The organism is Pseudomonas sp. FP2335, from assembly GCF_030687535.1.
Taxonomy (GTDB): Bacteria; Pseudomonadota; Gammaproteobacteria; order Pseudomonadales; family Pseudomonadaceae; genus Aquipseudomonas.
Genome location: NZ_CP117437.1, coordinates 3502225 through 3525894, shown reverse-complemented (window position 1 = coordinate 3525894; position 23670 = coordinate 3502225). Strand labels below are relative to the sequence as shown.

Sequence of the window (23670 nt, the reverse complement as noted above, 5' to 3'; positions counted from 1 at the left end):
TCAACTCGGTGCATCTGCACAACCGAGGTGTTTGCATCGCAGGCAAGCCAGCTCCCACATTGTTTTGCAGTGTTCTTGCTTATGCTACTTGCTGGGCCTGCTCGCGCTCGGCAATCAACTGGCGGGTGAGGGGGATCAGGCGCTTGCCGTAATCGATGGCATCGTTCAGTGGATCAAACCCGCGAATCAGGAACGTAGTGATGCCCAGGTCGTAGTAGTCCACCAAGGCTTCGGCGACTTGCTCGGCGGTGCCCACCAGCGCAGTGGAGTTGCCTTGGGCGCCAAGCAGCCCGGCAATCCCGGTCCACAAGCGCTTATCCAGCCGCGATCCCTGCGCCGCTGCTGCCAGCAAGCGGCGCGAGCCTTCGTTCGGCGGTTCACGGCGCACAAAACCATTTTTCTCGGCCAGTGCGGTGGCCTGTTGCAGGATGCTGTCAGCCCTCTCCCAGGCAAGCTCTTCGGTCTCGGCGAGGATCGGTCGCAACGACAGGCTGAAGCGAATCGTACGCCCGTGCTTGGCCGCTTCGGCGCGCACCTGGGTGACGATCTCGCGCACTTGTTCGTAGGTTTCACCCCACAGCGCATACACGTCGGCATGTTTGCCGGCGACGGCAATGGCGGCAGCGGACGAGCCGCCGAAGTACAGTGGGATATGCGGCTGTTGCGGCGACTTCACCGTGGAGTGCGCGCCTTCGACCTGGTAGTAGGTGCCTGCGAAATCAAACGGCTGCTCGCTGGTCCATTCCTGGCGCACCACGCTCAGGTATTCGTCGGTGCGTGCGTAACGTTCGTCCTTGCCGATATGGCTGCCATCGGCGCGCAGTTCGCGGTCGTCACCGCCGGTGATGATGTGCACGGCGGTGCGCCCGCCGTTGAACACGTCGAGGGTGGTGAACTGGCGTGCCGCCAACGTCGGTTGGGCGAAGCCGGGGCGGTGGGCGATGAGAAATTGCAGTTTCTCTGTGACGCTGGCGGCGTGGGAGGCAATCAGCGTGCTGTCCGGGCTGTTGGAGTGGAACGCCACCAGGGCGCGGTCGAAGCCGGCCTCTTCGTGGGCGCGGGCCACGGTCTCGACGTAATCCGGTTGCAGGGTCGGGCCGCTGCGCGGGTGGATCTCGGAAGCGTGGTGGCCGCCAATGTAGCCGATGAATTCAATGCTCATGGTCTGTCCTTCTATCGTGCGGGAGGGCACCTCCACCGGGCAGGGGGTCGGTTGTTCGCGTCCAAAGTAGGGGCAGGGGGCGGGGCTGTAAAATGCCGTTTGGTTCTAACCTAATTATTAAAATGTTGAATCATATTTTGTGACATGTATCAGTGTTTTGCATTTTTGGCGGGTCAGGTCATTTCTCCCAAGCTTTGGGCAGGTGGTAGAGATTGTGTGGGGCTTGCGCGCGCATTGCAGTATCCTCCGCGACCCGCTTATCAATGATTCCAAGACAGATGACAGGACAAGACATGCAGGTGATGCTTTCGTCGATTCTCGACGAAGTGCGCCCACTGATCGGCCTCGGTAAAGTCGCCGACTATATCCCCGCGCTGGCCGACGTGCCGGCCAATCAATTGGGGATCGCCGTGTACGGTAACGACGGTACGGCCTACTGTGCAGGTGACGCTGAAACACTGTTTTCGGTGCAGAGTATTTCCAAGGTATTCAGCCTGGTGCAGGCCATCGACCATGGTGGCGAAACCATCTGGGAGCGCCTGGGCCACGAGCCATCGGGGCAGCCGTTCAACTCGCTGGTGCAGCTGGAATTCGAACGTGGTCGGCCGCGCAATCCCTTTATCAACGCTGGTGCGTTGGTGATCTGCGACATCAACCAGTCGCGCTTCGCGGTGCCGATCCTGTCGATGCGCGATTTTGTCCGGCGGCTGTCGGGCAACCCGCAGATCCTGGTCAACAGCACTGTCGCCGAATCGGAAGCCCAGCACGGCGCACGCAATGCGGCCATGGCCTATCTGATGAAATCGTTCGGCAACTTCCACAACGATGTGGACGCAGTGCTGCACAGCTACTTCAACTATTGCGCGCTGCAAATGAGTTGCCTGGATCTGGCCAAGGCGTTCAGCTTCCTGGCCAACGAAGGCGTGAGCGCCCACAGCGGCGAACAGATCCTCACCGCGCGCCAGACCAAGCAGGTCAACTCGATCATGGCCACCAGCGGGCTGTATGACGAGGCGGGCAACTTTGCCTATCGCGTAGGCTTGCCCGGCAAGAGCGGCGTAGGCGGCGGGATCGTTGCGGTGGTGCCTGGGCAGTTTACGGTGTGCGTGTGGTCGCCGGAGTTGAACGCGGCGGGGAATTCGCTGGCGGGGATCAAGGCGTTGGAGTTGTTGAGCGAGCGGATTGGCTGGTCGGTGTTCTGACAGTTCGGGGATTTTCGGTCACTGCCGTAAATCCCCTTGAAGCTTAGGCTTTGCGCGGCTTCATAAACAGATCCAGCATCAAGAACAACGCCCCGACGGTGATCGCGATGTCGGCGAGGTTGAACACGCCGGTATGCGTCGGTCCCACATTCAGCACCATGTAGTCGACCACGTGGCCGTCACGGAAGACGCGGTCGATCAGGTTGGCGATACCGCCCAGGGCAATGGCGTAGAGCGGCAAGACCTTGCGCAACGGTTGGCTCCAGTTGGACAAGGACCAGCCCATCGCCCAGGCCACCACGATTGCCACGCCGACGATAAAGATCAGTTGTTTGACCTGAGGCGGCAGCGCCGCGCCCAGGCTCAGGAACGCGCCTGGATTCAGGCTCAGTTCCAGCGCCAGATTGACCGGGTTGGAGCCGAATTTGAAACTCTGGGTTTGCAGCGACACCAGGGCCAGCAGTTTGACCAGTTGGTCCACGGCAATAAAGGCGATGCCCGCGAGGAGGGCGAAGGTGCGGCCGCGCAGTAGGGATGACGTGCTCAAGCGGTAACTTCCTGTTCCGGGTCTGTGAGAGGGCGCCAGAAGATAGCCCAGGCGCTTTGTGGCGTCTATGTCCTGCCCGCACGGATCTCTCTTGCAAACGCGTTGTGTCGTGAGCGGGCGTTGTTGCAGTGCTCGAGAGCGCTGAGCCATTCAGCTCGTAACCTGGAATAACAGGCCCTGATATTTAAATGGGGGAGCTGGCTTGCCTGCGATGACAGTGTGTCAGCCAGCCTACCTTTAACTGACCCACCGCATTCGCGGGCAAGCCCGCTCCCACAGTGGATCGGTGTTGCTGGATAGTGAGTGTTCGGCTGAAGATCGCCCAGGCACTGCCAGCTCCCACATTTGATCTGATTAGTCATGAGGGCTGTGTTTTCCCCAAACAAAAAATGCGCCCCTGAAGGCGCATTTTTTGTTCGGTCCGCTATCGCCTGTCAGGCAATCGCATCCCATGCACGATCCCCGTGCTCGTCCTTGATCCGGGTCGGCAGGCCCATCACATCCAGCGCTTTCAGGAACGGCTCGGCCGGCAGTTCTTCAACGTTGGCCATGCGTTGCACGTCCCACTCGCCACGGGCTACCAGCAGCGCTGCGGCCACCGGCGGAACGCCTGCGGTGTAGGAGATGCCCTGGCTGTCGGTCTCGGCAAACGCTTCTTCGTGATCGGCTACGTTGTAGATGAACACTTCGCGTGCCTTGCCATCCTTGGTGCCCTTGACCAGGTCGCCGATGCAGGTCTTGCCGGTGTAGCCGGGCGCCAGCGAAGACGGGTCGGGCAGTACGGCCTTGACCAGTTTCAACGGCACGACTTCCAGGCCTTCGGCGGTGGTGACCGGTTTTTCGGAGAGCAGGCCGAGCTTGTTCAGCACGGTAAACACGTTGATGTAGTGTTCGCCGAAGCTCATCCAGAAACGCACGTTGGGCACGTCGAGGTTTTTCGACAGCGAGTGCACTTCATCGTGGCCGGTCAGGTACAGGTTCTGCGAACCGACAACCGGCAGGTCATCGGTGCGTTTGACTTCGAACATGGTGTTGCTGGTCCACTGGCTGTTCTGCCAGCTCCACACCTGTCCGGTGAATTCGCGGAAGTTGATTTCCGGGTCGAAATTGGTGGCGAAGTATTTGCCATGGGAGCCGGCATTGACGTCGAGAATGTCGATCGAATCAATGCGGTCGAAATGCTGTTGCTGCGCCAGCGCGGCATACGCGTTGACGACACCCGGGTCGAAGCCCACGCCAAGGATGGCGGTGATGTTCTTCTGTTTGCACTCTTCCAGGTGGTTCCATTCGTAGTTGCCGTACCACGGCGGGGTCTCGCAGACCTTGCCCGGCTCTTCGTGGATGGCGGTGTCGAGGTAAGCCACGCCCGTGTCGATGCAGGCCCGCAGGACCGACATGTTGAGGAACGAGGAACCGACGTTGATGACGATCTGCGATTCGGTCTCGCGGATCAGGGCCTTGGTCGCTTCCACGTCCAGGGCGTTCAGCGCGAAGGCTTTGATTTCGGCGGGTACTTTGAGGCTACCCTTGGCCTTGACGCTGTCGATGATGGCCTGGCATTTGGAGATGTTGCGCGACGCGATAGCAATACGACCGAGTTCGTCGTTGTGCTGCGCGCACTTGTGGGCCACCACCTTGGCGACACCTCCTGCACCAATGATAAGAACGTTCTTTTTCAATTGCTTTCTTTCTCCTATATCCGCCAGCTTACGAAAGGCTGGACAGGTAGTCGTCGTAACCAAATTCACGAACCACCTCGACTGTACCGTCGAGTTGTTTCACTACGATGGACGGCATTTTCAGGCCGTTGAACCAATTTTTCTTGACCATGGTGTAGCCCGCGGTGTCGATGAACGACAGCCGATCGCCGATGGCCAGCGGACGATCAAATTGATACTCGCCGAAGATGTCCCCGGCCAGGCAGGATTTGCCGCACACCATCACGGTGTGTTCGCCATCGCTCGGCGCCAGCTTGGCGTTGAGGCGATAGATCAGCAGGTCCAGCAGGTGGGCTTCGATGGAGCTGTCTACCACGGCGAGGTTCTTGCCGTTGTAGAGGGTGTCGAGCACGGTGACTTCCAGGGAGGCGCTGTTGGTGATCGCCGCTTCGCCGGGTTCCAGGTAGACCTGCACGCCGTACTTGGCGGAGAACGCTTTCAAGCGGGCGCAGAACGCGTCCACGTCATAGTCGTCGCCGGTGAAATGGATGCCGCCGCCGAGGCTGACCCACTCGACTTTGTGCAGCAGCGCGCCGAAGCGTTCTTCGATGGTGCCGAGCATTTTGTCGAATAGGCTGAAGTCGCCGTTCTCGCAGTTGTTGTGGAACATGAAGCCGGAGATCTGCTCGATCGCGCCTTCGATCTTCACCGGGTCCCATTCGCCCAGGCGGCTGAACGGACGCGCCGGGTCGGCCAGCAGGTAGTCGGAGCTGCTGACCTGGGGGTTCACGCGCAGGCCGCGGGTCTTGCCTGCGGAACGTTCGGCAAAGCGCTGCAACTGGCTGATGGAGTTGAAGATGATCTTGTCGCAGTTATCCAGCATCTCTTCAATTTCATCGTCAGCCCAGGCCACGCTGTAGGCGTGCGCTTCGCCTTCGAACTTCTGGCGGCCGAGCTTGAGCTCGTACAGCGACGACGACGTAGTGCCGTCCATGTATTGCTGCATCAGGTCGAACACCGACCAGGTGGCGAAGCACTTGAGCGCCAACAGGGCCTTGGCGCCGGACTGCTCGCGCACGTAAGCAATCTTCTGCATGTTGACCAGAAGCTTCTGTTTATCGATGAGGTAGTACGGCGTTTTGATCATTTTTGAGAGCCTGCGGCGGTGCCTGCCAAAAAAGGACACGCATTGTGCCCGCACTTGGGGCGAATCGGAAGGTTAGTGGGCGGAATTTGCTGCCCTTGGTTTACGAGCGTAGCGCAGGTGTATGACTGTCCGTGCAGCGACAGCGTTTTTGTAGTGAGCGGGCTTGCCCCGCGCCGGGTGGCGAAGCCGCCCCGAATCCGGGCACCTGGGTCTTCCTGCATCACCCGCCATTTTGAACGGTGTATGCCTGTTCCAGCCTGCAAACCCAATCTCCTGTGTGGAGCTGTCGAGCTTAGGCGAGGCTGCGAAAGCGGCGGCACGGCAGGCAGAGATGTCGCCTGATCCGCCGCCTTCGCAGGCAAGCCAGCTCCCACATTTTTTAACTGTGTACACCTGACACAGCCTGCAAACCCTATTCCCTGTGGGAGCTGTCGAGCTTAGGCGAGGCTGCGAAAGCGGCGGCACGGCAGGCAGAGATGTCGCCTGATCCGCCGCCTTCGCAAGCAAGCCAGCTCCCACATTTTTTAACTGTGTACACCTGACACGGCCTGCAAACCCTATTCCCTGTGGGAGCTGTCGAGCTTTGGCGAGGCTGCGAAAGCGGCGGCACGGCAGGCAGAGATGTCGCCTGATCCGCCGCCTTTGCAGGCAAGCCAGCTCCCACATTTTTTAACTGTGTACACCTGACACAGCCTGCAAACCCTATTCCCTGTGGGAGCTGTCGAGCCTTGGCGAGGCTGCGAAAGCGGCGGCACTGCTGGTAGAGATGTCGCCTGATCCACCTTTGATCTTCATTCAGCCCATGTCGCCTTCGATTCAACGCAGCTGTGCGCCTGTCTCAGCGGGCGCCGCGCCATGGCTTTTCTGGCATTTGCGGCAATGGCAGTGGGTGACGGCATCCATGTTGCTTTCGTTCCTGAAAGTTGCAGGCAAACACTATACCTGTGGCGAGGGAGCTTGCTCCCGTCGAGGGCGCACCACAAACGTTCAAGAATTCCCCGAACACGCCTCAGTAGACTCGCCAGACTTCTTCTACTACAGGTTTTCCATGGACATCTTCCTCTACGCCTTCAGCGTCATGTACAGCCCCGGCCCCGTGAATTTCATGGGCCTCAACGCCGGGCTCACCGGGCAGTTTCGCCGTTCCACCGGGTTTTTCATCGGTGTGGGGTGCGCGATGCTGCTGTTGTTTGTGCTGTTTGGCTACACCGGCGAGGCGATCATTTCCCAGGCCGCGTTGCCGTACATCTCGTTGATTGGCGGGGCGTACACGTTGTATCTCGCCTATCAGGTATTCACTGCGCGCACGGTCGTGGATGAAACGACTGCAACCGCACCCGTCAAAACCCTCACGTTCTGGAATGGCCTGGTGATCCAGTTGCTCAACCCCAAGGGCATCATGGCGGTGTTGCCGATCACCAGTGTGATGCTGCCGGCGGCGCACATCACCGGGGTGTCCATCGCGCTTGTGTCGGCGGTGCTGGCGGTTGGTGCGTTCGGCGCGCCGTGGGTTTATTCACTGCTGGGTGCAGTGCTCGGACGGCGGATCAATGGCTCGTCGGCGTTCACCGTGTTCAATCGCTGCATGGGCGTGGCACTGGCGGTGTGTGCGTATTTCATGTTCCACGCGTTCTATGTACACCTGATCTCAACATGAGTAGATCTTGTGATCATCTAGAATAATATGAGTTTGTCTCACTATCGCTGACTGTCGACAATGGCTGCCATAAATATCGACATTGGAGTTGTTAGTCATGGCAGTCGCTCATTCCCTGGGATTTCCGCGCATTGGACGCGATCGTGAACTGAAAAAAGCGCAGGAAGCGTTCTGGAAGGGTGAGCTCGATGAAGCTGGCTTGCGCGCCGTGGGCCGTGACCTGCGCAAAACCCACTGGGACCTGCAAAAACAGGCCGGTCTCGAATTGCTGCCCGCCGGGGATTTCGCCTGGTATGACCAGGTGCTGACCCACTCGCTGATGTTTGGCGTGATCCCCGAGCGCTTCCGCCCAGCCGATGGCAAAGCCACCTTGCACACCCTGTTCGGCATGGCCCGTGGCGTCAGCGACAGCTGCTGCGGCGGCGCCCACGCCCAGGAGATGACCAAGTGGTTCGACACCAACTACCACTACCTGGTGCCTGAATTCAGCGCTGACCAGCAGTTCCACCTGGGCTGGGATCAACTGTTCGAAGAGGTGCAGGAAGCCCGCGAGCTGGGCCACAACGTCAAGCCAGTCATCATCGGCCCGCTGACTTACCTGTGGCTGGGCAAGGCCAAGGGCGGCGACTTCGACAAGCTCGACCTGCTCGATCGCCTGCTGCCGCTGTATGGCCAGATCTTCCAGCGCCTCGCCGAATTGGGGGTTGAGTGGGTACAGATCGACGAACCGATCCTGGTGCTGGACCTGCCGCAGGACTGGAAAAACGCGTTTGAGCGTGCCTACAACCTGATCCAGCGCGACCCGCTGAAAAAGCTGGTGGCCACCTATTTTGGTGGGCTGGAAGAGAACCTCGGTTTGGCGGCGAACCTGCCGGTGGATGGTTTGCATATCGACCTGGTGCGGGCGCCGGAGCAGTACCCGACCATTCTCGACCGCCTGCCGGCTTACAAAGTGCTGTCCCTGGGCGTGGTCAACGGCCGTAACGTGTGGCGCTGCGACCTGGAAAAAGCCCTGGCGACGCTGCAGCACGCCCATGACAAGTTGGGTGACCGCCTGTGGGTGGCGCCATCCTGCTCGCTGCTGCACAGCCCGGTGGACCTGGGGCGTGAAGACCAGCTGGATGGGGAGCTGAAAAGCTGGCTGGCATTCGCCGTACAGAAATGCGCCGAAGTGGCGGTGCTGGCCCAGGCGGTCAATCAACCCGAGGCAGCGAATGTTGTCGCGGCCTTGGCACAAAGCCGTGCCGTGCAAGCCGCCCGCGCCGCGTCGCCGCGTATCCACAAGCCTGCGGTGCAAGCGCGGGTTGCGGCGATCACTGCCAGGGACAGCCAGCGCCAGTCGCCGTTTGCCCAGCGTATCGAGCAGCAGCGCGCGGGCCTGAACCTGCCACTGTTTCCGACCACCACCATCGGTTCGTTCCCGCAGACCGCGTCGATCCGCCTGGCGCGCCAGTCGTACAAGGCCGGCAAGTTGAGCGAAGCCGAATACGTCGAAGCCATGCACAGCGAGATCAAGCACGCCGTGGAAGTGCAGGAAAACCTCGGCCTGGACGTGCTGGTGCACGGTGAAGCCGAACGTAATGACATGGTTGAGTACTTCGCCGAGCAACTCGACGGCTATGTGTTCACCCGGTTCGGTTGGGTGCAGAGCTACGGTTCACGTTGCGTGAAACCGGCGGTGATTTTTGGTGACCTGAGCCGCCCGAAAGCCATGACCGTGGAGTGGATCCGCTACGCCCAAGGCCTCACCCACAAAGTGATGAAGGGCATGCTGACCGGCCCGGTGACCATGCTGATGTGGTCATTCCCCCGCGAAGACGTGAGCCGCGAAGTGCAGGCACGGCAATTGGCCCTGGCGATTCGTGACGAAGTGGTGGACCTGGAGGCGGCCGGCATCAAGATCGTGCAGATCGACGAAGCGGCGTTCCGTGAAGGTTTGCCGTTGCGCCAGGCGCAGTGGCAGCACTACCTGGACTGGGCCACCGAAGTATTCCGCCTGTGCGCCTCGGGTGTGCGCGACGAAACCCAGATCCACACCCACATGTGCTACAGCGAGTTCAACGATGTGATCGAGAGCATTGCGGCGATGGATGCCGATGTGATTACCATCGAAACGTCGCGCTCGGACATGGAGTTGCTGGAGGCGTTTGAAGCCTTCGCTTACCCGAACGAAATCGGTCCGGGCGTGTACGACATCCACTCGCCACGGGTGCCGGATGCGTCGGAGATGGCCAATTTGTTGCGCAAGGCGGCCAAGCGGATTCCGGCCGAGCGTTTGTGGGTGAACCCGGATTGCGGCTTGAAAACCCGTGGCTGGCCGGAGACCGAAGCGGCGTTGATTCACATGGTCACGGCCGCCCGCCAGCTGCGTGCTGAACTGGCCTGATTGCTGAGCAGTACACGGTTCAAAAAAATGTGGGAGCGGGCTTGCTCGCGAATGCAGTGTGTCAGTCAACGGATTCACTGGCTGATTCAGCGCATTCGCGAGCAAGCCCACTCCCACATTTGGCCTGCGTAGAGTCAGAGGTATTTGAGCCAGGCCAAGTCACGACGCCGTGCTTTGAGCCCCGCAAACCAACGCACGGGCGGATACAGCACCAACGGCAGCAACAGCGCTACCAGCCAAATTGCGCCCATACCGTCGACGCCGAAATAGCTGCCATGATTAAGGCCAAACAGCGCAATACAAGCCACATAGAACACTTTCAGCACATACAAATGCAGCAGATAAAAGAACATCGGCGCCGCGCCAAACGTGGCCAGTAGGCCGATCCAACGTGCGTGCCCGGCCCGTTCAAACGCCAGCAACAGCAGCAGACCGATGCCCAAGGTCAGCGCCAGGAACAGCAGCGAAGGCGGATATTTGGTCACGTTGAAAAAGCTCATCAACGTCTGCACGCCACTGTCATAGCTCTGCCAAGGCTTCTCCCCGTAACCATTGAACGCACGCAACAGCACAAAGCCGACCAACCCAGTCACGCCCGCCAACGCCAAATAGCGCTGACGCAGCAGCGGCGGTGAGCCGTTGGCGAACCACGGGCCGAGGCCGTAGCCCAAGGCAATCACGCCGATCCACGGCAGCACCGGGTAGGTGATGCGCAGGCGCAGGTTGTCGCCGACCTCGATCCAACTGCGCTCATGCAGGATCGCCCAACCGTTCTGCAGCATCGAGCCCGGCCCGAAGTGCAGGCCATCCAGCAGGTTGTGCCCGGCGATAATCCCAATCGCCACGGCGATCAACAGCGGCCGCGGCAACCACACCAAGGCGGCGAGGGCGAGCATGCTCACGCCAATTGCCCAGATGACTTGCAGGTAGATCACTGCTGGCGGCATCTGGAAGGTCCAGGCGAAGTTGACCAGGGTGAATTCCAGCACCACTAGAAACAGCCCGCGCTTGAACAGAAACGCCGACACATCGCGGCGGCCCTGGTATTTCTGGCCGTACAGCCACGCCGACAAGCCGGTGAGCAAGACAAACACCGGCGCACACAGGTGGGCGAGGGTGCGACTGATAAACAGGCTGGGTTCGGTGCTGTCGATGCTCATCGGGTCGCTGACTTGACGGTGCAGCAGGAAGGTTTCGCGCACGTGGTCCAGCAGCATGAACAGGATCACCAGGCCGCGCAGGGCGTCGATGGAAAGCAGGCGTTGGCGCAGGGGGACAGCGTCGGTCATGGGCAAGGGTCGCAGGGTAGAGGGGAAAGCGGGTGTTATTCTATAACATTAATCTGCCCGCTGTCGGTTTCTAACCTGTGGGAGCGAGCTTCGTCGTGCCTTGGATTCTGCTAAGGTCTGCCAAACCGCTTTCGCAGGCCTTCACCATGACCACCCCGAAAACCGTCATCGACTTCTGGCAACACGCCGGCCCCAAACGCTGGTTCGCCAAGGACGAGGCCTTCGACGCCAGCTTCCGCGACACCTTCCACAGCGCCCACCTGCAAGCCGCCCGCCGTGAGCTGGAAAGCTGGCTGGACTCGGCAGAGGGCGCCCTGGCCCTGCTGATCCTGCTCGACCAATACCCGCGCAATGCCTTTCGCGGCACTGCCCATATGTTCGCCACCGACCCGTTGGCGCGCTTGTATGCCGGGCGCATGGTCGAGGCCGGGTTGGACCAGTTGATCGAGCCTGCCTTGCGTGCGTTCTGCTACTTACCGTTTGAGCATTCGGAAGACCCGGTGGACCAGCAGCGTTCCCTGGTGCTCAACCAGGTGCTGGACGCCAACACCTACCACTGGGCCAAGGAACATGCCGAGATTATTCAGCGCTTCGGGCGGTTTCCTCATCGCAACAGGGTGTTGGCCCGCGTCAGCACTGAGCACGAGCAGGCCTTTTTGGACAAGGGCGGGTTCGCCGGATAGGTCCCAGCATTCCCGCCAGGAATGCCCCTATAAAAAGCTGCCATTGTCTTTCTTGCCAGCCATCTCGTAACGTGGGCTTTCACCCAAGGAGCCCTGTCATGAACTCACCCTCGTTGCGCCTGTACGTTGATGCCCAGTTCACCAGCCCCTACGCGATGTCGGTATTTGTCGCGCTGCGCGAGAAGGGCTTGGCGTTTGATACGCAGACCCTGGACTTGGACTCGGCGCAACAGCAGGCTGCGGATTTCACCCAATTGTCCCTGACTCAACGCGTGCCAACCCTGGTGGACGGTGACTTTGCCCTGTCGGAATCCTCGGCAATCACCGAGTATCTGGACGAGGCGTACCCCGCGACGGTGGTGTACCCCGTCGACCCCAAGCAGCGGGCGAGGGCGCGGCAGGTCCAGGCGTGGTTGCGCAGCGATTTGCTGCCCATCCGCCAGGAACGTTCGACGCTGGTGGTGTTCTACGGGCAAAAGATGCCGCCCTTGTCGCCTGCGGCCCAGGCTGCCGCGCAGAAGTTGATCAGTGCGGCACAGGCGCTGTTGGCGGGTAACCCGGACTTTCTGTTTGGCACGTGGTCGATTGCCGATGTGGACCTGGCCGTGATGCTCAATCGCCTGATTCTCAATGGCGACAGCGTGCCCGCCGAGTTGGTCGCCTATGCGCAACGCCAATGGCAGCGGCCGTCGGTACAAGCCTGGGTCAACCTGCAGCGGCCTGCGCTCTAGCGGTTTAAAGCCATTCCTGGGCCACGCGACGGTCCAGGTCTTCCCAGTCGGCCATGCCCAGTACCCGTGTGGTGTTCAAACCACGCAGGTAACCGCGCAATTGCTGGGCGCTGGCGCAACGTTGCTCGGCGTCGGCCGTTTCGTCCTGTAGTACCGTCTCATAGTCGACCAGGTAGTCGGCGATCCGCTCGCGAAACTCCGGCAGTACGGCATCGCGGATACGGTCGAAGGTTTTCTGGTGGGGCTTCATGGCGGGTCCTTATCTATTTTTATCTAGGCACTATTGGTTCAGATAATAGTCACCATCACGGATCGCAAGTTCTGTTTTTTCAGGAAAAGCGCAGAATTGTCCCATCGAAACGCTGTTCAAGGAAACGCGCGATGAGGACGATAATTCAGCTGGGTTTGATGCTGGTGATGCTGGGCTCGGTGGCCATGAACAACGCGGCCATCGCCGATGATTTGAATAGTAGCCATTTGCTACCTATCGACGCTAGCGTAGACTCCCTGCAACATGCGCAGTCGGTAGGGGTGTTGTTAAGCGACAATACCCGCGACAACCTCAGTTACCTTGAACGCTACCATGACATGGCCTTGAACGGCGCCAGGGATGCCCTCGACGAGCGTATCCGCCAGGCGTTCGTCAACAGTTCCGACCCGGAACTGGCTATCGACTGGTTGATAAACTCGCTGCAAGGCACCTTTTTGTCGGTCACCGTCTACGACAACCTGGATGCCCTGGTGCAGGCACACCCCGATGTGGTGGTGATGCTCGATACCCACAATCAACTGCTGACTCCGCGGAACGATCAGGTCGAGGCACGTTTTATCGCACGGTTCTACAACGCGAACCTGCAATACATCGCCAAGGCCGAAGGTGCTGTGCGTCGGCAAGTACCGTCGGTGTGGGTGCATGACAAGGCGGCGCCGGAAATTGCCGCGCAGATCGAACAGCAGCGGGATGTCCAGCAAGCGGCCTTGCAACGGTTTGATGCATCGCTCAAGGCGTTGGTCCAAGCCGGTTGATGTGAACTTTTTTGTTATTTTTTCAGGAATTTATATGCGTTATTTTTTCGCCCCGGCCCTGGCCTTTGCTTCACTGTGGCTGGCCGGTTGTGTGTCTGCCCCGAATGCGCCGACATTGACCCTGCTCACCGCCAAGACCCCTGAAGGCTATGCCCAGTGTGTGCTGCCAAAGCTTGAAAAACACGGCATCACCTCGACCGTCACGCAGAACTCGCGTCACGCCAAGGTGGTGTTGACCAGCAAGATTGCGGCGGATGATGTGCTGGAGGCCTACAAGACCCAGGACGGAACCAAGGTGTTCTTGTATGAGCGCAAGCCGTTGGCATCGACGCTGACGCCGTCGCGGTTGGAGTTGGTGGCGCAGGAGTGCAAGTAGTCTGCACAGCACCAATCCACTGTTGAGCTGGGTTTGTGTGGGAGCGGGCTCCCACATTTTTGATCTGTGTGTGACCTAGGGCTTGGCTTCGTTGCTGAACGCGTTGACCGTCTTGACCAAACCTAGCGCCGCCAACGCCACCAACTCCCCACCTTTCTCCACTGTCGCCAGCGCCGGGTCCGAGCCCATGCGTCCGTCGGGGAAACGTGCGCGGAAGTCCAGCGCTTCGCGGATCGGCCCGGTGTTGGCAATCTGCGGCGAGTACTCGGCGACCTTGATCGACTGCGGGTACGCCCACTGCGTCACTGCAATCTCCGATGGCGTGGCATGGCTGCCATGGCCGACCGGAAACTGCTTCTGGGCCAGGTCGTTGACGCCTTCCAGGTCCCACCAGTTGACCAGCTTCAGCGCAAACCCGGCCGGACGGCGGGCGAAGCTCGCTTCGGCATACAGCTCGGAAAACGCCGCCTCAATCGTGGCGATGTTGCCGCCGTGGCCGTTCAGGAACAGGATCTTGTCGAAACCATGCCCGGCCAGCGAGCGCACCCAATCGCCAATCGCAGCAATAAAGGTGGAAGGGCGCAGCGAGATGGTGCCGGGAAAGCCCAGGTGATGCTGGGCCATGCCGATATTGAAAGTCGGGCCGATCAGGATGTCGGCATTTTTCTGCGCCTCATGGGCGATGATTTCCGGGCACATCCAATCGGTGCCCAGCAGGCCGGTGGGGCCGTGCTGTTCGTTGGAGCCGATGGGGATCACCACCGTGCGGCTGCGTTCCAGGAACTGCCCGACTTCGATCCAGGTGGACGTATGTAGCAGCATGCGATGCTCTCTTTTATCGATGGGGACAGGCTATCCGCCACGGATTGTACGACTACTCGCCACCTGTTGGGGTTTGCAGTTGAGGTAGGTCGACGACTTCAGCCAGTGCTGGTCCGGATACCAGGAAAACATGAACTGCCCATCCTTGAGTTTGTCTACCACCTGGCGTGCCACCTGCGGGCGCACGGCGGGACAGCCCTGGCTGCGGCCGATACGGCCTTCGCGCTTGCTCCACAGGGGGCTGACGTAATCGGCCGCATGGATCACCAGCGCACGGTCGCGGGCCTGATCATTGAAGCCCGGTTCCAGGCCATCCATGCGCAACGAGTAGCCGTGGGTGCCCAGATAACTTTCCTGGGTGCGGAACAGGCCCAGGCTGGATTGATGGCTGCCCTCGCGATTGGAGAACTGCGTGGCGAAGTTTTCCCCGGACTTGGCGCCATGGGCCACCAGGTCGCGCAGCACCAGGGTCTTTTTGCGCAGGTCGAAGATCCATAGCCGACGTGCGGTCGAGGGCTGGGAGTAGTCGATCACGGCCAGGCGCTCGGAGCGTTCCTCGCCATTGTTGACCGCACATTGCATCGCGCTCAGGGCGCTTTTCAGTACAGTGGGATTGAGTTCTGGAGCCGAGCGCGCCAGGCTGCTATACAAGGAAGGAGGGTTGCCATTGGCGGCGAGTGCATAATTGCCCAACGCGGCCAGGCTCATGGTGATCAAACCCAGGCGGCACAAAAAAGTTAGCATCTACAGTACATCCCCCCACTGTGGATTGGAGTTAAGCCAATTGTTCAAAAAACACGCATGTTACTTGAGCATTTGCTTGCTCGTTGCACCACTGGTCGCGACAGCCGATGAGCTGGCGGCCGAACCTGTGCCAATTGTTTCACCCAGCCCGATTCAACAAGCCCTGGCGGCACTGCCCGGTGTTTGCCCCAGCCTCGCGCCGCAGATTGACGCCGCCGCGCTGGTGCGCCTGCAAGCGTTCTACCAGCAGCAAGGCGACGTACCGTTGTGGTCCGCCGAACAACGCCAAGCGCTGCACACCCAACTGTTGCTGCTCGCCGACGACGGCCTGGACCCCACCCACTATAGCCAACCCACGCCGGATGCCACGGCCAATGTGCTGTGCAGCGACATCGATGGCAGCCGCCATTACCTGCAAGCCTTGCAGGATTTGCACTACGGCCGCCTGCAACAATCGCGCTACGAACCGCTATGGCATGCCCAGCCGCCAACCCGCGACCCGAACACCGAAGTGCTGGCCTTTGCCGCCACCGGCCTGCGCGACATGGCCCAAGCCTTCGATCAGGCGCGGCCCAGCGCCGATTTGTACCGCAGCCTGCGCAACGCCTATTCCAGTGTGCGTCAGCAACCATTGCCGCACTGGGACGCGGTCGCCAGCGGTCCTTTATTGCGTCCCGGCATGGACGACCCCCGCGTGCCGGAACTGGCGCGGCGCCTGGTCAGTGGCGGCTACCTGGCCACCGCGCCCGCCGGCAAGCTGTACCGCGACGAACTGGTCAAGGCAGTCAAGGCCTTCCAGCTCAGCCACTCCCTGCAGGCTGACGGTGTGATCGGGGCCGGCACCGTGGCCGAGCTGAACATCAGCCCGGCAATTCGCCGCGAACAGCTGCGCATCAACCTCGAACGCTTCCGCTGGCTGGCCCAGGACCTGGAACCCGAGGGCGTGCTGGTCAACGTCGCCGCCGCGCAACTGAGCGTGTACCAAAGTGGCATCCCGGTGTGGCAAACCCGCCTGCAAGTCGGCCGCGCCGAGCGCCAGACGCCGTTGCTCAAGTCGCGCATCACCCGGCTGACCCTCAACCCCACGTGGACCATCCCGCCGACCATCATGCGCGAGGACAAACTCCCGGCCATCCGCCTCAACCCCGAGTACCTGCGCCAGCAAAACCTGCAAGTGCTCGACCCCGAAGGTCGTCCGCTGGCACCCGAACAGATCGACTGGGCGCGCCCCGGCAACATCCTGCTGCGCCAGGAAGCCGGCCCGCGCAACCCGCTGGGCAAGATCGTGATGCGCTTTCCCAACCCGTATTCGGTGTACCTGCACGACACGCCGAGCCAGCCGCTGTTCAGCAAGGGCCCACGGGCGTTCAGCTCGGGGTGTGTGCGCGTCGAACAGCCGCTGATGCTGCGTGACCTGCTGGTAAGCCCGGCCGAACGTGCGCGCACCGATGAACTGCTGGCCACTGGGGTGACCCACGAATTCCGCCTGGCCACGCCGGTGCCGGTGCTGTTGGGGTACTGGACGGTGGAAGTCGACCGCCAGGGTGGCTTGGTCTACGCGCCGGATATTTATGCGCGGGATCTGGTGCTGATGAAGGCCATGGGCACCACGCTCTGACCCACCCTGCAACTCATCTCCCGGCTCGAATAAGGACCGCCCATGCCCTTGCAGTTCGTAAAAATGCACGCCCACGGCGATGACTTCATCATCGTTGACCGCCGTGGGCGCGACGACCCGATCACCGCGCAAGTCGCACGCCGCCTGGGCAACCGCCATACCGGTATCGGTTTCAACCAGCTCGCCGTGGTGCTCGACTGCGATGATGCAGCGGCGCGGATCAAGTTCTGGAACCCCAACGGCACGCCGCTGCAGGCCTGCGGCAGCGCGACCCGTGGCGTGGCAGATCGCTTGATGCTGGAGGCGGGCAGCGATTCCATCGTGTTGCGCACCGACCGCGGTTTGCTGACGTGTGTGCGGCAGGCGGGGCGGCAAGTCTCGGTGAACATGGGCGAGCCATCGCTGGAGTGGGCCGCCGTGCCCTTGGCCGAGGCCCTGGATACGCTGAGGTTGCCCCTTGAGGGCGAGCCGGCGGCCTGCAGCATGGGCAACCCGCATTGCACGTTTTTTGTGGCGGATCTTGCCGCCGTCGATGTGGCCGCCGTAGGTGCTGCGTTGGAAATTCACCCGCTGTTTCCGGCCAAGACCAATGTGCATTTTGTGCAAGTGCTCGACCGTGGGCACATCCGCCTGCGCATCTGGGAGCGCGGCGGCGGTGTGCCATTGGGCTCCGGTTCGTGCTGTTGCGGGGCGGTGGTCAATGGCATCCGTCGTGGCTTGCTGGATGCCACGGTGCAGGTGCAGTGCGACGGCGGCACGGTGACCGTGCAGTGGGCGGGCGAGGGCGGTGTGGTGTTGACGGGGAGTGTGGAGCCGGTGATGCAGGGGACGGTGTTCAGTATTGGCTGAAGTCAGTCACCGGCAACATTGACGGGTCCACCCCCATCTCCCACAAAGCGCACACTGAACGTGGTGCCGCCGCCCTCAGTAGAGCTCACCGCCACATCCCCACCATGGACCCTGGCCAATTCCCGCACGATGTACAGGCCCAGGCCGACGCTGCGCACATCGCTGCCCTGGTCGGTGCCGCGGGTCATGGGCTCGAACAGCCCGGCCAGCAGGGTTGCGGGGATCACGGCGCCGTGGTTGTGTACCGCCACTTCACACTGCCCAGCCCCCAGCCGCGAGGTGATGCTGATCGGTTGTTGCAGGTCGCCATAGGCCACGCTGTTGGCCACCAGATTGCCGATGATCTGTTGCACGCGGTCGGCGTCGAGGCTGGCATCGCCGCTGCCAATGGTGTGATGCGCGAGGATCGCCTTGGGGAATGCCACGCGCAGTTCATCCACCGCCTGGCGGGTCACTGCGTGCAGGTCCAGCGGTGCGGCCTTGATGCTGATGCCGTGGCCGACCCGGGCCTGGGTGAAGTCCAGCAGGTCGGCGATCATGCGCTGGGCGCGTTCGGAGGACTGGCTGATGTGCCCCAGCAACTGGCGCTCCTTGGCGCTGCGTTCGCCACGGCTGAGGAAATCCGAAGCCATGCGGATCGCCGTGAGCGGGTTTTTCAGGTCATGGCTGACGATCGCCACCATCTGCTCGGCAAACAGCGCGCGCCGCTGGGCGATGGCGTATGCCTCGCCGAGTTCGGCCTGGGCTTGCTTGAGGGCAAGTTCCGTCGTGGTTTTTTCCTGCAACAGTGCTTCGGCCAGCTTGCGTGCGTTGAGCAGTTCGCGCTCGTACTTGTCGCGGTCGGTGGTGCCGAACAACGCCAGGTCGTACACCGCGCCGTCGGCTTGTTCACGCCGGGTGCCATTGAGCAGCACGGTGACCTTGTGCCCGTCGCGGTGCAGCATGTCCAGCTTCACTTCGGTGACACTGCCACGCAGGCGCAGCATTGGCGCCAGGTGGGTCTGGTGGAAGATCCGCCCGCCCATGGTCAGCAGGTCCTGGAAACGCCGCCCGCACAACTCCACGGCGCTGAACCCGAGCCATTCGCTGAACCGTGCGTTGGTGTGCAGGAGCGTGCCGTCCTCCGCCGTTGCGGCCAGGGCACAGGCGGCGTTGTCGAACAGCTTAGTCGGCATGGGCGACGGTCCAGGGTGCGAGGAAACTCTTCATCGCTGCCGCACACGCCTGCGGCGCGCTCATGTGTGGGCAATGGCCGACGTTGTCCACCAGGCAATAGGTGCTGTTGGGCAACACGCCGTGCAGGTATTCGCCGACGGCCACGGGGGCGATCAGGTCGTCGCTCGATTGCAGGATCAACACCGGGGTAGCCAGGCCGGCGATGTCCTTGCGGTTGTCGGACATAAACGTCACCCGCGCAAATTGCTTGGCGATCTCCGGTTCGGTGCGGCAGAAACTGTCGCGCAGGGCCTCGCTCAACGCGGGCTGTTCAGGCGCGCCCATGATCACTGGGGCCATGGCGCTGGACCAGCCGAGGTAGTTGCTGTCGAGGGTGTCGAGCAGGTCATCGATGTCGCTGCGCTTGAAACCACCGACATAGCCATCGGCATCGATGTAGCGCGGCGACGGGCCAATCATCACGTGGGCGGCGATGCGTCCGGGGGCCCGGCGGTCGGCGAGGGTGGCAATCATCGCGCTGACCGAGTGGCTCACCAGAATCACCGGGCCGACGGCAAAGGCGTCGATCAGCTCGTTCAAGTCGCGGGCATAGCCGTCCAGCGTGCTGTATTTGTGCTTGTCGAACGCGCTGAGGTCCGACAGGCCGGCGCCGACCAGGTCATACATCACCACGCGAAAGTGTTCGGTGAATGGCGGCGCCAAGTAGTGCCACATGGCCTGGTTGCAGCCAAAACCGTGGGAGAACACCAGGGTCGAGCGGCCGTTGCCCATCACACTGACGTTGTTGCGGAGGCGAAGGTTCATGGGCTTCCCGGTTATGGCGTTTTGCTATGGGTGGGTGGAGTTTAGATAGTCAACGGCGTGGGGTCACGTGTTATAGCCGCGATAAGGTAAAGTCGCGGCCTTCAGGAAGAAACTTCAGGTAACAAACATGATGCGGTGCGTGCGGCAAGCGGTCTTGGGTCTGTGGGTGCTGGTGTTGGCCAGTGTGTTTGTCACCGCCCAGGCTGACACTTCACCGATTGGGGTTGCCCTCGATCAGCGGGTCATCGACCTCACCAACACCCTGGATGCTGGCACCACCGCCCGTCTGAAGGCTCAACTCGCTGCCCTGGAGCAACGCAAAGGCGCGCAGGTGGCGGTGTTGCTGGTGCCCACCACCGGCGATGCGAGCATCGAGGACTACGCCAACCAACTGTTCCGCGCCTGGAAGCTGGGGCGCAAGGACATCAATGACGGCATCCTGCTGCTGGTGGCCAAGGATGATCGCAAGGTGCGCATCGAAGTGGGCTACGGCCTTGAAGGCGTCGTCACCGACTTGCTGAGCCATCGCATCATCGAAGAACACATCACCCCGGCGTTTCGCCAGGGCGATTTCGCGGGAGGTGTCGCCCAAGGCGTAGACGATCTGGTGCTGTTGGTGGATGGCGGTGACTTGCCGGCGGTGGCGGGGCTCGCGGTAGGGCCAGGGGCGATCGCGGTGTTGCTGGCATTTGTGCTCGGTGGCGGCGGCGGTGTACTGCTGGCAGCCGGCAAGCTGCGCTGGCGCAAGGCATTGGTGGCCGCAGTGACGATCACGCTGCTGCTTGCGGTGCTGGCTGGCGGCCGGGAGTGGGCGGTGTACCTGCTGATACTGCCGCTGACTTTGCTGATTGGCGGCGCCACGTTCGGCGCGTTGTGGCAGGCACGCACGGTGTTTTATTGCGTGCTGGGCCTGTTGGGCTACATCGCGATCCTGCTCGCGGCGAACCAATACACCGATGTGAACTTCCTGCACTGGCTGGCATTCCCGCTGCTGGGTCTGCTGGTGCTGGGCTTGTACCTGATCCTGTTCGTCATCATGAAAGACGCCTGGACGCGCAGCCGGGCAGGCTTCGTCGCACGGTTGCTGGCGGCCGTGGCGGTGTACGTGGCGGCGGGGTTGCTGATGGAGTTGGGGCGCAACGACTGGCTGTTTGCTTTCCCGATTGCCTCGTTTGCGGCGCTGTTTATCTTTGGCAAGACCGGTGGCGGCTCGGGGTCCAGCGGTGGCTCAAGCTCGGGCTCCAGTCGTTCAAGCTCCAGCTCCAGCAGCAGTTCGTCGGGTGGCGGTGGTTCGAGCGGTGGTGGGGGCGCTTCGGGGAGTTGGTGAAGCGCCCAGCTACAACGCCTTGCTCAGAAACACCCGGCTGCTGCCCTGGGGCTCGCACGGGATTTCACCAAAGCGCATCCAGCCGCGCTTCTCATAAAACCCCGGCGCCTGGAAGCTGATGGTGTACAGCACGGCACTGCGACAACCGCGGCGCCGCGCTTCATCTTCAAAAGCCTGCAACAATCGGCTGCCCAGGCCCGAACCGCGCAGGGGCTCGGGCAGGTGGAACAGGTCGAGAAAAGCCATGCCAAACGCGCTGCGACCAGTGATGCCACCGAGGGTTTGCCCGGTGTGTGGGTCTTTGATCAGCACCGTCAGCGGCCGTCGGTCGTGATAGCCAGTGGCGTGTTTGTTGAAGGCGGCAAGGCCATCGCCGATGATCTGTTGTGCCTGGAGATCAATCTGGTCGCCGATTTCGATCAGGGGTTGGGTCATGTCGAGGGGCCTGGTTTTTTGGTTTTGTTGTCTGTGGTCGGCTTGGGAGGGCTTATGGTGTCCGAGTTCTTTGGCATCCGGATGGCGTTGCTGCTTTGGGTCAGCACACAGTAGGCCGATTGTTGCGGCCAATCCTTGAGTGTCGTTTTGACCCGGCTGGTCGGGCACAGCAACAACACATCGCCGAAGGAAAACAACGGGAACGCGGACACTACAGGCTTGCCACGCAATATCTGCACGTCGCCCCAGGTGGCGCTCTCGAAATCTTCCCTGGCGTAGGTTTTCGTCAGCCAGTAGCGCGCTTCTACGGGGGCACGCACGTTCATCACCCCGGCTGCAGCGTAAACGATCGCTGCCGGGCTTCCCGGCGAAATTGCAATAATCATCCCCCCCGCCACAGCGACGGCCAACAGGCCCAGGGCCAGGCGCTTGAACAGGTCGGCCTTGCTGACGTAGAACACCACCACAGGCATCAACGTGACGCATGCGGCGAACATCGAGATATACATCAAGCGGCTCACCGCTTCGGGGGTGTCTTCCCCGGTATAGGCTTTCAGAATCAGGCTGGCGGGGAATACGGCAGAGAGCACGGTGCTGAACAGCAGCAATGACACCATCAGTACAAAGAAGCCGCGCAGCCGCCAGCTCCTGGGGTGGCCGGGGCTCGCCATGGTTGCACAGACATCGACGGCAAATCGGAAGGTGGTGGTTGCCAGCATTGCAATCAGGCTGAGCACAAGCCAAAGCGCAACATAGAGCACTTCCCATAGGGCGTTCCGTTCAGGTCCTTCGAAGCTATACCAGAGCATGGCAACGATGCCTGACAGCACAGGTACGCAGAGAATACCCACCAACTTGTGCTGCAGGGACGGGGAGTCATTGAAAAACGACACCGTGAGCCCGAACAGGACAGTGCTCGCCAACAGTGTCAGCAAGTACGCGCCCAGCATACCCATTACGCTGGCGAGCCAGGGGATCAGGGCTGACTTGGCCTCCAGCGCTGCGGCCAGCAGGTCCGGGCGGCCGATTGCCGATGCGTAGGTCGACAGGGTGTAAAACCCCAGCAGCGTACCCAGTCCCGCGAAGATAACGCTCAGGGGCGCCCAGAAATTCAGTATCCGCTTGAGATTCTTTTTTAACGCGTGTTGAAAGGTCAAGGGTGTTGTGTTGGGCACGAGGTGGTTCCTTCCGTGGATCGAATCGCGTTACCGGCTGCTGTGTCCGGGATTGGCGCTGAATTAGAGCTCCATGACCATCTCATGCCACGCCATCCCGCCATGGTCCGACGCGGACGGCTGCACATAGCGATAGCCCATGCGCGTGTACAACGCTACATGGCGGTCCTTGCACATCAAGTGAATGGTCTTTTTGCCCATGTCGCGCATGCGTTGCACAAACGCGGTCATCAACGTCGTGGAGTACCCTTTGCCCTGGTGTGCCGGGTCAACCACCACCGACATGATCACCACATTTGGCGCCTCGGCCGAATGCCCCACCAGTTCCTTGAACGCCTCGTCAGACATCACCACTTCATCGGCGCAGCCGCTATTGATGAAACCCACTACTTCGCCAGCGGCCTCCAAAATCAGAAAACCTTGTGGGTACAGCGCAATGCGCGTGGCGATTTTTTCCAGGGTCGCGGCTTCATCGCCTTCGTAGGCGCCGATTTCGATTTCAAAGCAGCGGGCGGCGTCGGCGGGCAGGGCATTGCGCAGGGTGAGGGCGGGCATGGGTGTTCCTGGGGACAAAGCGGAAGGCGACATTCTAGATAATTATCGTCCCCAGCTCCATTGCGGCGCCCTTGAAGGGGTTGCTTACTCCATTGGCGCGTAGTTCCTGACGCCGGCCTTACTCGGTTGTTCCTGGAATTCCTGCTGAAAATCGCTGATCCTCATCTGCAACGCTGGGCTGAATAAGAAGATTGAACACCTCGCATAGTAAAAACCCTCGATTTGACGTCCTAATTGGATGTTTCTCGTTGTGATGAACACCAAGTACCGGGTTCCATCCGCAAGAGGGGCGGGTGTGTCC

23 protein-coding genes are annotated in these 23670 nt (G+C 61.1%); 10 read left to right on the top strand and 13 right to left on the bottom strand.

The annotated features are described in order from the left end of the window. Window positions 1–79: 79 nt before the first annotated feature. On the bottom strand, window positions 80–1162 hold the full coding sequence (locus PSH81_RS15705; protein WP_226457495.1) for an LLM class flavin-dependent oxidoreductase: 1083 nt from the start codon (window positions 1160–1162) through the stop codon (window positions 80–82). Between the two features lie 293 nt (window positions 1163–1455). Here PSH81_RS15705 and glsB point away from each other — a divergent pair, with 293 nt between their 5' ends. Continuing rightward, window positions 1456–2364 carry a glutaminase B gene (glsB, locus tag PSH81_RS15700; RefSeq protein ID WP_192296393.1) on the top strand — a complete coding sequence of 303 codons (909 nt, stop codon included), beginning with the start codon at window positions 1456–1458 and terminating at the stop codon, window positions 2362–2364. Window positions 2365–2407: 43 nt separating this feature from the next. On the opposite strand, the gene lspA is transcribed toward glsB, so the two are convergent. The 3 genes from lspA to PSH81_RS15685 all read right to left on the bottom strand — a co-directional run bounded on the left by lspA (window position 2408) and on the right by PSH81_RS15685 (window position 5716). Next, window positions 2408–2911 carry a signal peptidase II gene (gene lspA / locus PSH81_RS15695; RefSeq protein WP_305391027.1) on the bottom strand — a complete coding sequence of 168 codons (504 nt, stop codon included), beginning with the start codon at window positions 2909–2911 and terminating at the stop codon, window positions 2408–2410. Between the two features lie 434 nt (window positions 2912–3345). Next, window positions 3346–4590: a saccharopine dehydrogenase family protein gene (locus PSH81_RS15690; protein ID WP_226457497.1), complete on the bottom strand. Its 1245-nt coding sequence runs from the start codon at window positions 4588–4590 to the stop codon at window positions 3346–3348. Window positions 4591–4618: 28 nt separating this feature from the next. Then, the gene (locus tag PSH81_RS15685; RefSeq protein ID WP_305391026.1) at window positions 4619–5716 is read right to left on the bottom strand and encodes a carboxynorspermidine decarboxylase; all 1098 of its coding nucleotides are present in this window, start codon (window positions 5714–5716) and stop codon (window positions 4619–4621) included. A gap of 1048 nt (window positions 5717–6764) precedes the next feature. Here PSH81_RS15685 and PSH81_RS15680 point away from each other — a divergent pair. Both PSH81_RS15680 and metE read left to right on the top strand, forming a co-directional pair. Continuing rightward, window positions 6765–7373, top strand: a complete 609-nt coding sequence (locus PSH81_RS15680) for a LysE family translocator (RefSeq protein WP_192300798.1) — start codon at window positions 6765–6767, stop codon at window positions 7371–7373. A 97-nt stretch (window positions 7374–7470) separates the two neighbouring features. After that, window positions 7471–9759 (top strand): 5-methyltetrahydropteroyltriglutamate--homocysteine S-methyltransferase, encoded by a 2289-nt coding sequence (metE, locus tag PSH81_RS15675; RefSeq protein WP_305391025.1) that lies wholly within the window; start codon window positions 7471–7473, stop codon window positions 9757–9759. A 134-nt stretch (window positions 9760–9893) separates the two neighbouring features. Here the strand turns inward: metE and PSH81_RS15670 are convergent, their stop codons facing one another. After that, window positions 9894–11048, bottom strand: a complete 1155-nt coding sequence (locus PSH81_RS15670; RefSeq protein ID WP_226457500.1) for a DUF1624 domain-containing protein — start codon at window positions 11046–11048, stop codon at window positions 9894–9896. 146 nt (window positions 11049–11194) lie between these two features. Here PSH81_RS15670 and PSH81_RS15665 point away from each other — a divergent pair, with 146 nt between their 5' ends. Both PSH81_RS15665 and yfcF read left to right on the top strand, forming a co-directional pair. Continuing rightward, window positions 11195–11731, top strand: a complete 537-nt coding sequence (locus PSH81_RS15665; RefSeq protein ID WP_305391024.1) for a DUF924 family protein — start codon at window positions 11195–11197, stop codon at window positions 11729–11731. 98 nt (window positions 11732–11829) lie between these two features. Next, window positions 11830–12462, top strand: coding sequence for a glutathione transferase (gene yfcF, locus PSH81_RS15660; protein WP_305391023.1), 633 nt, complete (start codon window positions 11830–11832; stop codon window positions 12460–12462). 4 nt (window positions 12463–12466) lie between these two features. Here yfcF and PSH81_RS15655 read toward each other — a convergent pair whose 3' ends face one another. Continuing rightward, window positions 12467–12712: a hypothetical protein gene (locus PSH81_RS15655; protein ID WP_192300793.1), complete on the bottom strand. Its 246-nt coding sequence runs from the start codon at window positions 12710–12712 to the stop codon at window positions 12467–12469. A 131-nt stretch (window positions 12713–12843) separates the two neighbouring features. Between PSH81_RS15655 and PSH81_RS15650 the strand changes: the two genes are divergently transcribed. Further along, window positions 12844–13488 (top strand): ATPase, encoded by a 645-nt coding sequence (locus PSH81_RS15650; protein WP_305391022.1) that lies wholly within the window; start codon window positions 12844–12846, stop codon window positions 13486–13488. Window positions 13489–13522: 34 nt separating this feature from the next. Then, window positions 13523–13864, top strand: coding sequence for a hypothetical protein (locus PSH81_RS15645; protein WP_192300791.1), 342 nt, complete (start codon window positions 13523–13525; stop codon window positions 13862–13864). A gap of 75 nt (window positions 13865–13939) precedes the next feature. Here PSH81_RS15645 and PSH81_RS15640 read toward each other — a convergent pair whose 3' ends face one another. Both PSH81_RS15640 and PSH81_RS15635 read right to left on the bottom strand, forming a co-directional pair. Continuing rightward, window positions 13940–14686 (bottom strand): creatininase family protein, encoded by a 747-nt coding sequence (locus tag PSH81_RS15640; RefSeq protein ID WP_226457504.1) that lies wholly within the window; start codon window positions 14684–14686, stop codon window positions 13940–13942. Window positions 14687–14716: 30 nt separating this feature from the next. Beyond that, window positions 14717–15430 carry a murein L,D-transpeptidase catalytic domain family protein gene (locus PSH81_RS15635; protein ID WP_192300789.1) on the bottom strand — a complete coding sequence of 238 codons (714 nt, stop codon included), beginning with the start codon at window positions 15428–15430 and terminating at the stop codon, window positions 14717–14719. A 40-nt stretch (window positions 15431–15470) separates the two neighbouring features. Here PSH81_RS15635 and PSH81_RS15630 point away from each other — a divergent pair, with 40 nt between their 5' ends. Both PSH81_RS15630 and dapF read left to right on the top strand, forming a co-directional pair. Beyond that, window positions 15471–17048, top strand: a complete 1578-nt coding sequence (locus PSH81_RS15630; RefSeq protein ID WP_305391021.1) for a murein L,D-transpeptidase — start codon at window positions 15471–15473, stop codon at window positions 17046–17048. A 42-nt stretch (window positions 17049–17090) separates the two neighbouring features. Further along, window positions 17091–17897 (top strand): diaminopimelate epimerase, encoded by an 807-nt coding sequence (gene dapF, locus PSH81_RS15625; RefSeq protein WP_305391020.1) that lies wholly within the window; start codon window positions 17091–17093, stop codon window positions 17895–17897. 2 nt (window positions 17898–17899) lie between these two features. Here the strand turns inward: dapF and PSH81_RS15620 are convergent, their stop codons facing one another. Next, the gene (locus tag PSH81_RS15620) at window positions 17900–19072 is read right to left on the bottom strand and encodes a PAS domain-containing sensor histidine kinase (RefSeq protein WP_305391019.1); all 1173 of its coding nucleotides are present in this window, start codon (window positions 19070–19072) and stop codon (window positions 17900–17902) included. Continuing rightward, the gene (locus tag PSH81_RS15615) at window positions 19062–19877 is read right to left on the bottom strand and encodes an alpha/beta fold hydrolase (RefSeq protein ID WP_305391018.1); all 816 of its coding nucleotides are present in this window, start codon (window positions 19875–19877) and stop codon (window positions 19062–19064) included. Before PSH81_RS15615 ends, PSH81_RS15620 begins: the two co-directional genes overlap by 11 nt. A 127-nt stretch (window positions 19878–20004) precedes the next feature. Between PSH81_RS15615 and PSH81_RS15610 the strand changes: the two genes are divergently transcribed. Further along, on the top strand, window positions 20005–21204 hold the full coding sequence (locus PSH81_RS15610) for a YgcG family protein (protein WP_226457509.1): 1200 nt from the start codon (window positions 20005–20007) through the stop codon (window positions 21202–21204). Window positions 21205–21213: 9 nt separating this feature from the next. Here the strand turns inward: PSH81_RS15610 and PSH81_RS15605 are convergent, their stop codons facing one another. From PSH81_RS15605 to PSH81_RS15595, 3 genes are all read right to left on the bottom strand, one after another. After that, window positions 21214–21639 carry a GNAT family N-acetyltransferase gene (locus PSH81_RS15605; protein WP_226457510.1) on the bottom strand — a complete coding sequence of 142 codons (426 nt, stop codon included), beginning with the start codon at window positions 21637–21639 and terminating at the stop codon, window positions 21214–21216. After that, window positions 21636–22814, bottom strand: a complete 1179-nt coding sequence (locus PSH81_RS15600) for a hypothetical protein (protein ID WP_305391017.1) — start codon at window positions 22812–22814, stop codon at window positions 21636–21638. The genes PSH81_RS15605 and PSH81_RS15600 overlap by 4 nt, the downstream gene beginning before the upstream one ends. A gap of 63 nt (window positions 22815–22877) precedes the next feature. Continuing rightward, window positions 22878–23369: a GNAT family N-acetyltransferase gene (locus PSH81_RS15595; RefSeq protein ID WP_305391016.1), complete on the bottom strand. Its 492-nt coding sequence runs from the start codon at window positions 23367–23369 to the stop codon at window positions 22878–22880. Window positions 23370–23670 lie beyond the last annotated feature (301 nt).

Bases quoted from the DNA above. Each gene is read 5' to 3' on its own strand.
- PSH81_RS15705 (WP_226457495.1), bottom strand. From the start codon at position 1,162: ATGAGCATTGAATTCATCGGCTACATTGGCGGCCACCACGCTTCCGAG.
- glsB (WP_192296393.1), top strand. From the start codon at position 1,456: ATGCAGGTGATGCTTTCGTCGATTCTCGACGAAGTGCGCCCACTGATC.
- PSH81_RS15685 (WP_305391026.1), bottom strand. From the start codon at position 5,716: ATGATCAAAACGCCGTACTACCTCATCGATAAACAGAAGCTTCTGGTC.
- PSH81_RS15680 (WP_192300798.1), top strand. From the start codon at position 6,765: ATGGACATCTTCCTCTACGCCTTCAGCGTCATGTACAGCCCCGGCCCC.
- metE (WP_305391025.1), top strand. From the start codon at position 7,471: ATGGCAGTCGCTCATTCCCTGGGATTTCCGCGCATTGGACGCGATCGT.
- PSH81_RS15670 (WP_226457500.1), bottom strand. From the start codon at position 11,048: ATGACCGACGCTGTCCCCCTGCGCCAACGCCTGCTTTCCATCGACGCC.
- PSH81_RS15665 (WP_305391024.1), top strand. From the start codon at position 11,195: ATGACCACCCCGAAAACCGTCATCGACTTCTGGCAACACGCCGGCCCC.
- yfcF (WP_305391023.1), top strand. From the start codon at position 11,830: ATGAACTCACCCTCGTTGCGCCTGTACGTTGATGCCCAGTTCACCAGC.
- PSH81_RS15655 (WP_192300793.1), bottom strand. From the start codon at position 12,712: ATGAAGCCCCACCAGAAAACCTTCGACCGTATCCGCGATGCCGTACTG.
- PSH81_RS15650 (WP_305391022.1), top strand. From the start codon at position 12,844: ATGAGGACGATAATTCAGCTGGGTTTGATGCTGGTGATGCTGGGCTCG.
- PSH81_RS15645 (WP_192300791.1), top strand. From the start codon at position 13,523: ATGCGTTATTTTTTCGCCCCGGCCCTGGCCTTTGCTTCACTGTGGCTG.
- PSH81_RS15640 (WP_226457504.1), bottom strand. From the start codon at position 14,686: ATGCTGCTACATACGTCCACCTGGATCGAAGTCGGGCAGTTCCTGGAA.
- PSH81_RS15635 (WP_192300789.1), bottom strand. From the start codon at position 15,430: ATGCTAACTTTTTTGTGCCGCCTGGGTTTGATCACCATGAGCCTGGCC.
- dapF (WP_305391020.1), top strand. From the start codon at position 17,091: ATGCCCTTGCAGTTCGTAAAAATGCACGCCCACGGCGATGACTTCATC.
- PSH81_RS15620 (WP_305391019.1), bottom strand. From the start codon at position 19,072: ATGCCGACTAAGCTGTTCGACAACGCCGCCTGTGCCCTGGCCGCAACG.
- PSH81_RS15615 (WP_305391018.1), bottom strand. From the start codon at position 19,877: ATGAACCTTCGCCTCCGCAACAACGTCAGTGTGATGGGCAACGGCCGC.
- PSH81_RS15610 (WP_226457509.1), top strand. From the start codon at position 20,005: ATGATGCGGTGCGTGCGGCAAGCGGTCTTGGGTCTGTGGGTGCTGGTG.
- PSH81_RS15605 (WP_226457510.1), bottom strand. From the start codon at position 21,639: ATGACCCAACCCCTGATCGAAATCGGCGACCAGATTGATCTCCAGGCA.
- PSH81_RS15595 (WP_305391016.1), bottom strand. From the start codon at position 23,369: ATGCCCGCCCTCACCCTGCGCAATGCCCTGCCCGCCGACGCCGCCCGC.